Annotated in this window: 14 protein-coding genes; 7 read left to right on the forward strand and 7 right to left on the reverse strand. The window is 69.4% G+C overall.

What is annotated here, in order from left to right; genetic code table 11:
- Positions 1-21 precede the first annotated feature (21 nt).
- Complete coding sequence (locus tag H7I57_RS08135; protein ID WP_264022889.1) at positions 22-600, forward strand: hypothetical protein; 579 nt, start codon at positions 22-24, stop codon at positions 598-600.
- A complete protein-coding gene (locus tag H7I57_RS08140; protein WP_264022891.1) occupies positions 597-1,286 on the forward strand; it encodes a hypothetical protein in 690 nt (229 codons plus the stop codon). The genes H7I57_RS08135 and H7I57_RS08140 overlap by 4 nt, the downstream gene beginning before the upstream one ends.
- A 62-nt stretch (positions 1,287-1,348) precedes the next feature.
- On the opposite strand, the gene H7I57_RS08145 is transcribed toward H7I57_RS08140, so the two are convergent.
- Both H7I57_RS08145 and H7I57_RS08150 read right to left on the reverse strand, forming a co-directional pair.
- Complete coding sequence (locus H7I57_RS08145) at positions 1,349-1,864, reverse strand: XRE family transcriptional regulator (protein WP_264022892.1); 516 nt, start codon at positions 1,862-1,864, stop codon at positions 1,349-1,351.
- Entirely contained in the window at positions 1,861-4,782 is a 2,922-nt protein-coding gene (locus tag H7I57_RS08150; RefSeq protein ID WP_264022893.1) for an MMPL family transporter, read from the reverse strand. Before H7I57_RS08150 ends, H7I57_RS08145 begins: the two co-directional genes overlap by 4 nt.
- 265 nt (positions 4,783-5,047) lie before the next feature.
- On the opposite strand from H7I57_RS08150, the gene H7I57_RS08155 reads away from it, so the two are divergent.
- The 4 genes from H7I57_RS08155 (at position 5,048) to H7I57_RS08170 (ending at position 8,191) form a co-directional block, all read left to right on the forward strand.
- The gene (locus tag H7I57_RS08155; protein ID WP_264022894.1) at positions 5,048-5,554 is read left to right on the forward strand and encodes a hemophore; all 507 of its coding nucleotides are present in this window, start codon (positions 5,048-5,050) and stop codon (positions 5,552-5,554) included.
- Between the two features lie 137 nt (positions 5,555-5,691).
- Complete coding sequence (locus H7I57_RS08160) at positions 5,692-6,075, forward strand: heme-binding protein (RefSeq protein ID WP_264022895.1); 384 nt, start codon at positions 5,692-5,694, stop codon at positions 6,073-6,075.
- Between the two features lie 5 nt (positions 6,076-6,080).
- Positions 6,081-6,827: a response regulator transcription factor gene (locus H7I57_RS08165; protein WP_308204329.1), complete on the forward strand. Its 747-nt coding sequence runs from the start codon at positions 6,081-6,083 to the stop codon at positions 6,825-6,827.
- 23 nt (positions 6,828-6,850) lie between these two features.
- Positions 6,851-8,191: a sensor histidine kinase gene (locus tag H7I57_RS08170; protein WP_264022906.1), complete on the forward strand. Its 1,341-nt coding sequence runs from the start codon at positions 6,851-6,853 to the stop codon at positions 8,189-8,191.
- 28 nt (positions 8,192-8,219) lie between these two features.
- Here the strand turns inward: H7I57_RS08170 and H7I57_RS08175 are convergent, their stop codons facing one another.
- The 4 genes from H7I57_RS08175 to H7I57_RS08190 all read right to left on the reverse strand — a co-directional run bounded on the left by H7I57_RS08175 (position 8,220) and on the right by H7I57_RS08190 (position 12,624).
- Positions 8,220-9,686: an APC family permease gene (locus H7I57_RS08175; protein WP_264022897.1), complete on the reverse strand. Its 1,467-nt coding sequence runs from the start codon at positions 9,684-9,686 to the stop codon at positions 8,220-8,222.
- A gap of 108 nt (positions 9,687-9,794) precedes the next feature.
- Positions 9,795-10,196 carry a DUF3054 domain-containing protein gene (locus tag H7I57_RS08180; protein ID WP_264022898.1) on the reverse strand — a complete coding sequence of 134 codons (402 nt, stop codon included), beginning with the start codon at positions 10,194-10,196 and terminating at the stop codon, positions 9,795-9,797.
- A complete protein-coding gene (locus tag H7I57_RS08185) occupies positions 10,183-11,427 on the reverse strand; it encodes a M23 family metallopeptidase (protein ID WP_264022899.1) in 1,245 nt (414 codons plus the stop codon). The genes H7I57_RS08180 and H7I57_RS08185 overlap by 14 nt, the downstream gene beginning before the upstream one ends.
- An 18-nt stretch (positions 11,428-11,445) precedes the next feature.
- Positions 11,446-12,624, reverse strand: a complete 1,179-nt coding sequence (locus tag H7I57_RS08190; RefSeq protein WP_264022900.1) for a lysylphosphatidylglycerol synthase transmembrane domain-containing protein — start codon at positions 12,622-12,624, stop codon at positions 11,446-11,448.
- Positions 12,625-12,701: 77 nt separating this feature from the next.
- Here H7I57_RS08190 and H7I57_RS08195 point away from each other — a divergent pair, with 77 nt between their 5' ends.
- Positions 12,702-13,889 carry an AI-2E family transporter gene (locus H7I57_RS08195; protein ID WP_264022901.1) on the forward strand — a complete coding sequence of 396 codons (1,188 nt, stop codon included), beginning with the start codon at positions 12,702-12,704 and terminating at the stop codon, positions 13,887-13,889.
- Positions 13,890-13,978: 89 nt separating this feature from the next.
- Here the strand turns inward: H7I57_RS08195 and H7I57_RS08200 are convergent.
- On the reverse strand, positions 13,979-14,285 hold a 307-nt coding region (locus H7I57_RS08200; RefSeq protein WP_264022902.1), incomplete at its 5' end, for a hypothetical protein.

Below are 14,285 nucleotides of genomic sequence, written 5' to 3' on the forward strand. Positions count from 1 at the left end.
TGCCCGGGTACCCTCACGCGCATGCCCGACGACGAGCAGGACCCGCAGCGTGACGGCGTTTTCTCCGGCTACGGCGTCGCCTCGGCCGTGCTCGGGGTGGTCGCCGTCGTCGCGGTCGCGCTGGCGGCCCTGATCTGGACGCAGCACCGCGACGACTCGGGCGAGTTGACCTACCGCACCCAGGTCCTGCAGGCCGCCGCCGAATGGACGGGGGTTCTGATCAACATGAACGCCGACACCGTGGAATCCGACCTGGCGACCCTGCACCAGGGCACGGTCGGTCAGCTCAACTCGGATTTCGAGGCCACCGTCGAGCCCTACCGCAAGCTCGTGCAGACGCTGAAGGCGCGCACCACGGGGCAGATCGACTCGGTGGCGCTGGAGACCATCCACCACGATGACCCCGGCGCACCGGGCGCGGCGGTCCAGCCGGAGCTGTCGGAGTTCGGCGCGCGCACCGACACGGTGATGGTGGTCGCGACCTCGGTCAGCGAGAACGCCGGCACCGAGGAGCCGCGAACCGTGCGCTGGACGCTGCGACTCGACGTCTCCGACGTCGACGGCAAGCTGCTGATCTCGCGCCTGGAGCCGATCCGATGAGGAACCGGTTGCGCGTTCTTGCCTTCGACCTGCTCGCACCCGCTGCGGCCATCGCTGCGCTGATCTACGTCGGCGTCGCACTGGGATGGCCGCTCTGGTGGGTCTCGGTGTGCTCGGTGCTGTGCCTGCTCGCGGTCCAAGGGGTGATCGTCGACTTCGTCCTGGCGCGCCGCGACGCGGTCACCGTCGGCACCGACGACGACGGCCCCGGGCTGCGGCTCGCGGTCGTCGCGACCGCGACCGCCGCGCTGGTGGCCGCGGTCGTCGTCGGCTACACGCAGTGGACGCTGCCCGACCGGACCCTGCGGGACGACAGCACCGAGGTGACCGGAATCGCGAGCAGCGTCGCCGAGGCGTCGGCGACGTTCACGCCGCAGAATCCGACCTCGTCGATCGACCGCGCGACGGGCATGATGTCTGCTGCCAGTGCCGAACGTTTCAAGAACGAATTCGCCGCCGTGGCAAAGGATTTGGCGAGCCGGAAGGTGTCCGCGCAGGCGAGCACGGTGTCGGCGGGGGTCGAGGCCATCGGCCCGGATGCGGCGAGCGTGGCGGTGATCATGCGCGGCACGCAGTCCTCGCCCGGCAAGCCGGCGGAGACTGCCGTGCTGGCGTTACGGGTGGCGCTGTCCAAGACCGACGGCCGCTGGGTCGTCGAGGACGTGTCGCCGATCCACTCCCGATAGCCGCCCGTTCGCGAGGGGGAACACAGGGTCGTGATCGGGGGCCCGATCGCCGACCGGGAACGCTATTTCGCGGGGCCTGGGCGGTGGTTGCGCATCTTGGCGAATCGTTCGGACAGCCGGCCCATCCGGATCATCAGCGACGCCGGGGGACTGGCGCTGCCGCGCAGGTACGCCACGAAGTCGCCGGCGGGCACCCCGATGCGCGACGCGAACTCCAGCTCGCCCAGACCCGAGCGCTCCAGCAGCAGGTGCACGTGCTTGGCCACCTCCGCGCATTCGTTGGCCTCGAGGTGTTCGCGGGTGCGCACGAGCACCTCCGACATCGCCCGCGACACCCCGTACGGCCGGGCGGTCTCGAGGACCTCCTCGACCTGGCGTGCCGTTCTGCCGAACGGGTCGCGCTTGATCGCCACCACGATGCGCTGCCACACGCTGAGGTCGTCGTTCTCCAGCGCCGCACGGATCGCGGCGGTCGGCCAGAACTCGACCGGCCGGTCGAGAGGCGGTGGAGCCGCCGACTGGTTGCGCGCGGAGGACTCATCGCGGTTCGCACCCCGCACCTCGGAGGTCACCGTCACCTCGTCTCCTCCAGCATTGCCACTGCAACGGACAGGCAGCGCTGCCTGACGTGGGCCCACTCAGTCTCCGCGTCCGGCCCCGACTGTGTGACATCGGGTCCGTCGGACGGCCGAGGGTCCGCCAGCCGGCGGACCAACTGGGTGGCCACCCAGTGCGTGCGTGCCGGTTGACCAGAGTAGTATCGGTCCATGCCGGCGAGCACTTCCGCCGCGGTCTGGACGTCCATCGAATCGACCAGTTCGGCCAAGTCGGTGTAGTCGCGGGTGGTGTTGCGCGCAATGATCAGAAAACTCTTGAGACGCACCGTCTCGGCGCCGGTCGGGATCTGCAACCGATCCCCGGTGGGCAGCAACACGTTGGTGGTCTCCATGGGGCTGCTGCGCTGCAGGCTGGGGTGCGCGGTCTCTGCTGCGGCGGCCTCGACGGCCAGCGCGTCGAGGGCCACGTCGAGCCGTCCCCGCCACATGGTCACGGGATGCTTGGGTAGCTTGACCGCGACGGTCTTTCCGTGCGCGCGGTTGGTGACCGCGACGGTGATCTTCCCGTCGTCGTGGTCCTTCAGCCGGCTGCTGCCCAGCACCTTGACCGGCTGGCAGCCGCTGAACGCGAGCGGATCGGCCACGGTGATCGCCTGGGGAGCAAGGGTTTTCAACTTGGCGGCGGACTTGACCACGGTCCGCAGATCGGCACCGGACGGTGCCAGGGCCGAGATGTCGTCGGGGATGATGACCAGGTCGCCGATGTCGGCCTTGGGGAGCGGCTTCTCGAAGTCGACCGACGGCAGGATGCGGTCCAGCCAGCGGGGCAACCACCAGTTCCATTCGTCGAACATCGCCATCAGCGCGGGAACGAGCACCAGCCGGACCACCGTCGCGTCGACCGCGATCGCCACCGCGCAGGCCACGCCGAGCTGGGCCACCAGCGGCATTCCGGCGAACGCGAAACCGATGAACACCGCGATCATGATCAGCGCGGCGCTGGTGATGGTGCGTGCGCTGGTGCTGACGCCGTAGGCGACCGCGTCACGGGTGTTGCCGGTCTGCAGGAAACGCTCCCGGATCCGGGTCAGCAGGAAGATCTCGTAGTCCATCGACAGGCCGAACGTCAGCGCCAGCACCAGCGGCGGGATGGTGCTGTCCAGCGACGAGATCTGCTTGAGGCCCAGGTCGGTGAACCAGCCCCATTGGAAGACCACGACAAGGCTTCCGTAGGCGGCGGCCACCGACAGCACCGTCATCAGAACGCCCTTGAGCGCCAGGAAGACCGAGCGGATCGAGATCAGCAGCATCACGAACGCGATCAGCGCGACGAACCCGAACACCAGAGGCTGCGTCTGGGCGACCTTGTCGTCGAAGTCGTTGATCAGCGCGGTCGGGCCGCCCACGTTGATGCGCGCGCTTCCGTCGGCCACCGCGGGCAGTTGCTGGCGCATCCAGTCGACGGTGTCGCGGGCCGAGAGGTCCTCCGGGTCGACCGACAGCACCGCCGACAGCAGCGCGCTGCGATAGTCCTCGCCGAACACCGGCGGCGTGACCGACACGGTGTTGGGCGCCTCGGCCATCTTCTCCCGGATCGTCTCGAGCAGCGGCTCCTTGGCGGGCGCCGAGGCGGCGTTGCCGTCGGGGAAGGTCACCAGCACCCGGACCGGCCCGAGCGCACCCGGACCCAGCGCCTCGGCCGCGGCGTTCACCCCGCCACGGACCTCATGGGTCGGGTCGAACTGCCGCTGCATGCTGTTGCCCAGCATCATCGAGAACGCCGGCGCCGCCAGAGCCAGAAGTAGTGTCGCCGCGGCCAGTGCCGACACCCACGGCCGGCGCATCACCCACCCGGTCCAGCGGGTCCAGAACCTCGACTGCGTCGCCTCCACGCCGCGGCCCCAGTGGAGGTAGGACGACCGCTTGGCCGCCGCGCGGCCGACGGTCGCCAGCACCGCGGGGGTGAGCGTCGTGGACGTCAGCACGGCGACCGCCACGGCGAGGATGGCGCCGGTGGCCATCGACTGCAGCACCGGGGTGTTGATCAGATAGATGCCGGTGACCGAGGCGATCACGGTCAGTCCGGACAGCACCACGGCCAGGCCGGAGGTGGCCATCGCGGCGTCGGCGGCGTCCTCGGGTTCCCGGCCGGCGCGCAGTTCCTCGCGATAGCGCATCAGGATGAACAGCGAATAGTCGATGGCCACCGCGATGCCGAACATCGACACCGTCGAGGTCACGAACACCGACATCGTCGTGTACATCGACAGCAGGTAGACCAGCCCCATCGTCACGGCGACGGTGCAGATTCCCAGCAGCAGCGGCATGGCGGCCGCCGCCAGCGAACCGAACACGGCGAGCAGCACGATCAGCACGATCGGCAGGTTCCACTTCTCGGCCTGGGCGATGTCGTGCTTGGTGGCCAGCGTCGCGGCGGCGCCCAGCGCGCCCTGACCGATGACGTAGAGCCGGACCTTGCCGTTCTCCATCTCGCCGGGCTCTTCGCTGTCGATCCCCACCTTCTGGCGGAGCTGTTTGGCGACGTCGACGGCACCGGTGTTCTCGAAGTCCAGCTGCAGCGTGATGACGTAGGGCCGGTCCGGTTGCGGTGGGGGCTGTTGCGGGTTCGGCATCACCTTGACGCTCGGTACCTCGGCCGCGAGACGTTCCAGGTGGGCGACCGCGTCGTTCATGTCGTCGAAGGACGCGTCCGCGCGCGGCGCGGCGACCAGCGCCAACGGGGAGGCGCCCTGGTCGGGGAACTGCGCCTCGAGTTCTCGCTGAACGTAGAGCGACTGCGAGCCTTCGACCTCGAAGCCACCGCCGGTCAGGTTGCCGGATTGGTTCATGGCGAGAAACACCGACGGCACCAACAGCAGCAGCCAGGCAGCGAATACCGCCCAGCGATATCTGCGCAGGTTGCTGCTGATGCGCATCATGAACTGCTGGATCGGAACTCCCCACTTTCTCCCCGGCTTTTCGTAGCGAGAGCGTACAGCAGCCCGCTGTACGCCGACGGTCGTCGCGAACCCTGCCAGCGATGCTTTATCCAGCTCTAATGCCTGCGCCATCGCCGGTTGGATTGGCCGGCCGAGCCGACGCGATGGCAGGATGTGCGGCAGAAGTTTCGGCGTCGGGGATCTTTGCTACCGCTCGCAGCGACGTTGCGGGGCGTAGGACGTTTGCAGACTGTGAGGAGTCGTCATGAATCCGCCCAACGGAATCACCGCGCGCCGATCGCGCCTCGCCGCCGCGGCGGCCTGCGGGATCGCAGCTGTCGTGGGGGCCGGTCTCGGAACACCGACGGTGAGCGCGGCACCGGATCCGTGCGCGGCCAGCGAGGTCGCCAAGACGGTCGCGATGGTGGCCACCCACACCGGCAACTATCTCGAGGCCAACCCCGAGACCAATCAGGCGCTCACGACCATCTCCCAACAGCAGGGCGGACCGCAGTCGGCGGTGGCGCTGAAGGCCTACCTGGATGCCAACCCGCAGGTCGCGGGGGATTTGCAGCGGTTGCAGCAGCCGCTCGCCTCGCTGTCGGGGCGCTGCAAGCTGCCGGTCACCGTCCCCCAGGTGCTCGGGTTGATGCAGGCGGCCCAGCAGAGCCCCGCACTTGCCGGGCGGGTGCCGTCGGCGCAGACCGTCGGCGTGGATTCCGCGCCTGCCCCGCGACCGGCGTCGGCCACTCCGGTGACGCCGTCACGCTGAGCCGTGCTGCGGACTTTCTCACCATTGGTTAACCGCTAGGCAAGAAACCGGGCGGTCCTTCTGCTTAGCTTCCTAAGATGGTCGTGACCGGCGATCGACATCGGTTCCGGTCTGTCAACCTTGATGAAGGAGCCTCCATGTTGTTCTCGGCCCAGACCGTCCGTCGTTCAGTGGCCGGCGCGGTGGGCGCCGGCGCGGTAGGCGGCGCTGTGGCGTTCGGCGTGCTCGGTGGCCTGCCCACGGCGTCGGCCCAGCCTCTGCCCCCGAACTGCACCGCGGCCGACTTCTCCGGCACGGCCGCCGGCGTCTCGGCGGCGTCGTCGGCGTACCTGTTCACCCATCCCGAGGTGAACGCGTTCTTCACCGACCTGCACGGCGACCCGCGTGAGGACATCCACGCCGATGTGGAGGCCTACATGGCCGAGCATCCGCAGGTGGCCGCGGAGTTGACCGAGATCCGTCGACCGCTGGTGGAAATGCGGGACCGCTGCGGCGTCATGATCTCTCCCGACAACCAGTAAGGCTGGTGCGCGACAGGGTGGCGGCGACACCCGCTCGCGGGGGAGAGTTGTCCATCCAGGACGGGGCCGGGCGGACGGTGTTGATGGTCGACGACGACCCGGATGTCCGGACGTCGGTCGCCCGAGGCTTGCGGCATTCCGGGTTCGACGTCAGGGTCGCGTCGAACGGTAAAGAGGCGCTTCGGCTGCTGTCGAGCGAATCGCACGACGCGTTGGTTCTCGACGTGCAGATGCCGGAACTCGACGGCGTCGCCGTGGTGACGGCGCTGCGGGCGCTGGGCAACGACATCCCGATCTGCGTGCTGTCGGCCCGCGACACCGTCAACGACCGCATCGCGGGCCTGGAGGCGGGCGCCGACGATTACCTCACCAAGCCCTTCGACCTCGGCGAGTTGGTCGCCCGGCTGCACGCGTTGCTGCGCCGGGCGCACCACTCCGACCCGACGTCGGACACGATGACGGTCGGGTCGCTGACCATCGACACCGCGCGCCGGCTGGTGTTCGTGGCGGGTGAGCGCGTCGAGCTCACCAAGCGGGAGTTCGATCTGCTGGCCGCACTGGCCGAGAACGCGGGCGTGGTGCTGAGCAGGCAACGTCTGCTCGAGCTGGTGTGGGGCTACGACTTCGACGTCGACACCAACGTCGCCGACGTGTTCGTGTCGTATCTGCGGCGCAAGCTGGAGCGCGACGGCCTGCCGCGGGTGATCCACACGGTCCGGGGGATCGGGTACGTGCTGCGGGAAGAGCCGTAGCGTTCGTGAAATCCCTCAGACGGCTGCGGGTTCCTCGGTTTCTCCGGTCGGCTTCCCTGCGCACGCGGGTGGCGATCGCCGCGGCGGCAGCGGCGGCGGCGGTGGTCGCGGCGTTCACCATCCTCACCTCGCTGGTGCTGGCGAGCAACGACGCGGCCCAGCTGGATCGGCGGCTCGACGCGATCGTCGACGCCAGCATGTTCCCCGACCAGATCGCCGATCCGCGCCGGGGCGTGCTGCAGACCGGGCGGTCGCGCTCCTCGGGCCAGGTCGTGTTCCAGCGGGGATTCCAGTTGCCGCCGCTGCCGCCCGGCACCGAGACCGTGGTGGTCAACGATGTCGAGTACCGGGTGCGGACCATCCCGGTCGACCAGCAGGGCGGGGTGCTGATGTCGATCGGCATCCGCGCGGACAGCATTCTGTTGAACCGCGCGCGGGTGCCGACCTACATCGCGGTGGGTGTGGTGACCGTGCTCATCGCAGCGGGGTTGGGCTGGTTGCTCGCAGGCCCGGCGATCCGGCCGCTGCGCAAGCTCACCGAGCACACCAAGCAGCTGGGCAAGGGCGCCGACGAGATGCCCGCGGTGCACGGGGTGCGCGAGGCCGAGGACCTCTCCGAGGCGATGAGCGCGATGCTGAGCCGGTTGGCCGCGGCGCAGCGTGCCACGACGAACTCCCTGCAGGCGGCCCAGGATTTCGCGGCCAACGCCGCCCACGAGTTGCGCACCCCGCTGACCGCGATGCGTGCCGACCTGGACACCCTGCGCATCCACGACCTGCCCGAGGAGGAACGCGAGGAGGTGGTCGCCGACCTGTCGCGCGCGCAGCGCCGGGTGGAGGGCATCATCACCGCGCTGGGACAGCTGGCGTCCGGTCAGCTGGCGCAGGCCGAGGACCGCGAGGTGATCGACGTGACCGACATGCTCGACCGCGTGGCCCGCGAGAACATGCGGGTGAACCGCGGTGTCGAGATCGAGATCGAGGTCGCCGACGACCTCGGCACCGTGATGGGATGGCCCGGCGGACTGCGGTTGGCGGTCGACAACCTCGTGCGCAACGCGATCACGCACGGCGAGGCGACGCGGATCGTGCTGGCCGCCCACCGCCGTGACGGCGTGATGACGATCGTCGTCGACGACAACGGCCGCGGTCTGCCCGCCGAGGAGCACCAGGCCGTGCTCGGCCGGTTCTCCCGGGGGAGCAACGCCGCGCCGGGTGGTTCGGGGCTGGGTCTGGCGCTGGTCGCTCAGCAGGCGGCGCTGCACGGCGGCATGATCGAGCTGTCGGACGGACCGCTCGGCGGCCTGAGGGCGACGCTCACCATGTCGACATCGCCTGAGCCGCAGCCGGATTCAGCGGACTGATGACGTCCGGTAGCCGCCGGCTCGGCGGCTACCGGGGCCCGCCGCCGTCCACCGGCGCTCGCCGCTGCTTCAGCGCCGCCAGCAACCGGTGCTCGGCGTCTTCGCCCGGCTCGACACCCGTTGGGATGCGGAGCAGGAAGAACGCGCCGAGCACCCACCACGCACCGAACAGAAGCCACGGCGGCGTGTCGAGGAACGCGGGCATACCCGGCAGGTAGAGACTCAGCAACCCGCCGCAGAGCACCACGGCGGCGCCGCCGATCAGCAGGCCGCCCTTGCCCTTCCCGCCGACCCGTAGCGGCCGGTCCATCTGCGGCTCCCGCCGACGCAGGATCAGGAAGACTATGGACACCAGCAGGTAGGCGATGACGATGCTGGGCGAGCCGGAGTCGACGAGCCAGACGAGCATCGCCTCGCCGAGGAACGGGGCGATGAACGAGAGACCGCCGATGAACAGCAGCGCGTTGGCGGGAGTGCGGAACTTCGGGTGCAGCTTGCCGAACCAGGCGGGCAGCATGCCAGAGCGCGCCATCGAGTACATCAGTCGCGATGCGCCGAGGAGCAGCGAGTTCCACGAGGTGAGGATGCCGGCGATGCCACCCGCGATCAGGAGCTTCGCCATGAAGTCGCTGCCGAACAGGACCCCGAACGCATCCGCGGTGGCGATGTCCGCCTCGGCCAGCTCGTCCGCGCTCATCGCCACCGAGGTCGTCAGGATGGTCATGACATACCAGATGGAGGCGAGGAATACGGCGATGACGACCAGGCGTCCGATCTGACGGGCGGGGATGTTCACCTCCTCCGCGGACTGCGGGATGACGTCGAACCCGACGAACAGGAACGGCACCACGACGAGCACGGCGAAGAAGCCTGCCGTGCCGCCGGTGAAGAGCGGTGCCATGTTGTCTGTCGAGCCGCCGGTGAAGGAGCCGAACACCAGCATCAAACCGATGACCAGCAGCAGCACGACGACGAACGTCTGTGTCACGCCCGCGAACTTGACACCGAGGATGTTGACCGTGGTGATGACGACCGCTGCGATCGCACCGACCAGTGCCCAGGTGAGAAAGACCTCGCTGCCCGCGACCTCCCACAACCGAACCTGGTTGAGGCCAGGAAAGAGGTACAAGGCGGTTCTCGGGAGAGCCACGGCCTCGAACGCCACAATGGTGACGTAGCCGCCCACGATGCCCCACGAGCCGACGAACGACCACCGGGGGCCCATGCCGCGAAGCAGGAAGTTGTGCTCGCCTCCGGCCTTGGGCATGGCCGCCGTGAGCTCGGCGTACGTCAGGCCGACCACGGCCATGATCGCACCGCCTGCGACCATCGCCAGCACCGCTCCGAGCGAGCCCGCGGAGCCGATCCAGTCCCCGGTGAGTACCACCCAGCCGAAGCCGATCATGGCGCCGAAACCGAGGGCCAGGACGTCCCAGTTGCCGAGGACCTTCAGCAGCGAGGTCTCTTCGGTCGTTTCGACTGGCTTCTTCTTCATCGAGACCCACCTTTCCGGTGCCGGGCACTGGCTGCAGCTACGGGGTTTACCGCACGCTAGACGATTGCCGGTGGGCCGAGTGGGTGAAACCGCGAGGTGGTGCCGGCGCTACGGATTGGCCGCGGCCGCGTTCCGTCGACGCGACTTCAGCCCTACCGCGGCCCGCCACCCGAGTAGCAGCGCCGCGGTGGTCAACGAGGCGACCACGATGAAACTGGCGGCGGTGCCTTGCGAGGTGACCTTGCGCAGCAGCATCGCGACCGCCACGGTGCACACCCACACCACCACCCCGGTGGGGGCCAGCGACGTCGGACGCCGCCAGCCGCGGGAGAGCAACCAGCCGACGCCGGCTCCGGTGACGAAGGGCCACGCCGTCTCGGCGATACCGCTGACGCTGAGCCCCTCGGCATGACTGCGACGTCCGATCGTGGCGAACACCACCAAGCACACCACGTCGGCGGCGAGCGCTCTCAGCGTGGCCCCGGCGGGTGGGCGGTCATCGGTCGGCATAGGTCATCACATCGTAAACCAGTGGGCTGACGTTGTTTTCGTCTCGCGGGGCGAATCCGGGCTCCAGCTCGGCCGGCTCACCGGCGAGCAGGTCGTCGTCCGTGCTCGACAAACGCGAGTCCAGGCGGAACGCGGAGAACACGAACGGCAGGCCGTCGGCACGAAGCGGGTCGGGCGTGCTCATGACGTGGAAATGCAGGTGCGGCGCGTCGGTGTTGCCGCTGTTGCCCAGGGAGCCGATCACCTGACCGGTGGTCAGCCGGTCGCCGGGCTTGACCTTCACGGTGCCGGTCTTCAGGTGCGCGTACAACGCGTAGTGGCCGTCGCCGAGGTCCTGCACGATGTGGTTTCCGCCGTACTGGTCCAGGGGCAGTCCGGTGGGAGCGGTGCCCGGAACCTGTTCGGGCAGCCCGTCGAGCGTCGCCACCACCGGGCCGTCGGCGACCGCCAGGATGTCGGCGCCGAAGTAGGGGTAGCTGCTCACGTCGGCCTTGTCGCCGGTGAACACTCGGCCGTCGGGGCCGAGTTGGAGGTAGTCGATCGCGAACCGCTCGGCAGCCCAGATCTCACCGCTGATCGGGTTCAGCGCCATACGGTGCGGGGTCATGTCGCAGCAACTGTTGCCGTCCAGCCAGTTCGGTCCGGCCAGCGGAGGGGCGATGACGATCGGCTCACGGTTGCGCACCGTGACCGGGGCGACGCTCTCGGTCATGGTGGCGGGGAACAGCGGCGGCATCGGCTGCGGAACCGAGATGCCGACCTCGTGGACCAGCTGGTCCGGGACGGTCTCATCGGGGGCCAGCGCGACATCGAGCCATACGAAGGCGGTCTGTGCCGGCCCCAGTATCGTTGTCGGCGTAGGGTTTCCGACGATGCGGGTCCAGTAGGCCAGGCGGTCACCGGGCAGGCTGAGCAGCGTCCGGTCGCCCGCGCGGACACCCACCGACGTGAGCGTCACCTCCTGGGCGAGCGTGTTGGTCAGCGCCAGCTCGTAAGCCAGGTGCACCTTGCCGTCGGTGCCCGGCACCGGGATGGGTGCTGCCAGGACCCGTGCCGTCACCGGGGTCGCCACCGAAGGCCCGGACGGTGCGGGGGTCGACGGCGGTGAGGTGGCCGTGCCGGGGGGAGCGGCCGTGGTGCCGGCGGTCGTGGTCTCCGTGGCGGTGTTGCAGGCCGCGGTCAGCAGCAGTGCAGCGAGCGACAAGGTGGCAGTGAGCGGTCGAAACTGCATGCAGCACAACCCCTTTCGTCATGGACCGGACTTGTCCGGCGCGGCTTCGGGGGAGACGTCGGGGTGATGGGGGGCCTCGGGGTCGGGGCTGAACTGTGCTGGCTCGTCGGCTGCCCCCGTCGTGCTGCCCGTCCTCTTCGCATCGGGGTCGATGTCCTTCTCGGTGCGGAACATGAAGAAGAAGATCACCCATCCGATCACGGAGATGAAGATCCAGCTCACGAGCCGGTAGATCAGCATCGCCGAGATCGCCGAGGCCAGCGACATCCCACTGGACACCAGGCCGGGCACCAGGACCGCCTCGACGACCAGTAATCCCCCGGGCATCAACGGGATCGAACCGACCGCACGGGCGGCCGCGTAGGCGACGGTCACACCCGCGATCGACGGGTGCCAGCCCGTGGCGTAACAGGCGAACAACAGGCACCCGACGTCGGCGATCCAGTTGAACAACGACCAGCCGAACGCCACCCCGAGGTCACGACGGCCCAACTGCACCGACTCCAACTGGGACAGCGTTTCCCGCCACTTCGTCAGGCCGCTGTCCTTGGGCTTGCCCCGCACCGAGTTCACCCACGACAGCACCCGCACCCCGATGCCGTCGATGAGTTCGGGTCGCGACGCCACGGCCTGCGCCAACAGGATCAACGCGATGAAGCCGCCCAGCGAGAAGATCAGCGACAGCGGGTTCTTGGTCGCGCCGAGCAGGAACGCGCCGCCGAGACCGAGCAGCGCCAAGCCGATGACCTGCAGCACCCCGGACATCACCAGCTGCCAGGAGGCCACGACGGGCGACGCGCCCCACATCCGCTGCTGACGGTAGATGAACGTCGCCGAGAGCACCGGGCCGCCCGGCAAAGTGGTGGACAGGGCGTTTCCGGCGTAGAACGCCGCCTCGGAACGCCATTGGCGCACATGGACTCCGGCCGAGCGCAACAGGGTGCGCTGGATCTGGGCGAAGCTGTGCAGCGACGCCATGGCGGCGACCACGGCGGCCACCAGCCACACCCAGTTCGCCGAGTACAGGCTCTTCCACGCCTTGGCGAGTTGGTCGCGCACCAGAGCCACTTCGACGGTCAGCACGATGACCGCGACGGCGATGATCACCCAGCGCAGCCACCAGTACTTGCCGCGGGCGGGCGGCTCCGTGGCGGAGGGCTCCGCCCGGGTGTCGCTCGCGGAAGCGTCGTGAGACACGCACTACAGGGTAAGCGGTGGTCGGGCAGAATCCGCAGATCCGGGGACCGGGCCGGCGGGGCCGTTACGCTACCGGAATGTCAGCCCGCCCCCCGGTCGCTCCGTCGCTGGACCCCCTCGGCGACGACGCGGTCAGCCCGCTGGTCCGCAAGACCGCCGCGTGGGCATGGCGGCTGTTGGTGATCCTTGCCGCGATCGTCGCGTTGCTGTGGCTGTTCTTTCGGCTGGAGATCCTGTTCGTGCCGGTGATGCTGGCGACGATCCTGGCCGCGCTGCTGATGCCGGTGGTCGACTTCCTGGACCGCCGTGGCGCGCCGCGCGGCGGTGCGGTGGCGTTGGTGCTGTTGAGCGGATTCGCGCTGGTCGGCGGGTTGCTGGCCTTCGTGGTCACGCAGTTCATCGAGGGTGCGCCCGCGCTGGTGGCGCAGGTGTCGACCAGCATCGAGGGCCTCGGTACGTGGCTGACCGACGGGCCGCTGGACGTCAGCCCCGCACAGATCAACCAGGCGCGCGACGCCGCGATCGAGGCGCTGAGCAGCAACCAGGAGAAGCTGACCAGCGGGGCGCTGTCGACGGCGGGCACCGTGACAGAGATCGTCACCGGCGCGCTGCTGGTGCTGTTCACCCTGATCTTCCTGCTGCACGGCGGCCGCAACATCTTCGGGTTCGTCACCAAGGTCTTCCCGGTGGACGTGCGGGACCGGGTGCGCGACGCCGGCCGCGCGGGCTTCCGCTCGCTCATCGGGTACGTGCGCGCGACGTTCCTCGTCGCCCTCGTCGATGCGGTCGGCATCGGCGTTGGCCTGGCCGTCATGGGCGTGCCGCTGGCGCTGCCGTTGGCCTCGCTGGTGTTCATGGGCGCCTTCGTGCCGCTCGTCGGCGCGGTCGTCACCGGGTTCGTCGCGGTCATCGTCGCGCTCATCGCCAAGGGCTGGATCTACGCGCTGATCACGCTCGGGCTGATCATCGCCGTGCAACAGCTCGAGGGCCACGTGCTGCAGCCCCTGGTGATGGGCCGCGCCGTGTCCATCCACCCCCTGGCGATCGTCCTGGCGATCGCGGGCGGGGCGGTCCTCGCGGGAATCGTGGGCGCGCTGCTCGCGGTGCCGGCGCTGGCGTTCCTCAACAGCGCCATCCGGGTCCTGATGGCCGACAACCCTGCCGCCGAGGAGGCAGCGCAGGAAGCCGACGAGGGGCCGGTGGTCAAGGCGGATGCCGACGAGCTGGCCGACGAGGTCGACGAGGTCGACGCCGAGCGTTCGTAAACACCCCGCGCCGAGCGTGCATCCACGGTCGTCGCGCCGCACGATTGCGCAGCCGTGGGTTCACGTTCGCCGGAACCCACGGGAGGTGACTACTTGAGGCGACCCTCGCGCCGCAGCAGGTCCTGGGCGCTGACACCGCTGCCGCCGCGACGCTGAGGTTCGTCCTCGGAGCGAGTGTTGAGCTTCTCGGTCGCGGCGTCGGCGTCGGTCTTGCGCGCCGTCGGGATGGCCCGCGTCGCCTCGGCGGAATCGTCCTCCGGTGTCCGCGGCTCGCGCGGTGACGGAATCGCCGTGGTCTGCTCGCCGCCGGAGCCCTGCTCGGGCATGGCCCGCGTCGGCTCGGCGGACGGCCGTGGCGGCTGGGCCGGGGTGGCGGTTCCGGCGCCCGAGACGCCG

This window comes from Mycolicibacterium pyrenivorans, assembly GCF_025821625.1.
Lineage (GTDB): Bacteria > Actinomycetota > Actinomycetes > Mycobacteriales > Mycobacteriaceae > Mycobacterium > Mycobacterium pyrenivorans.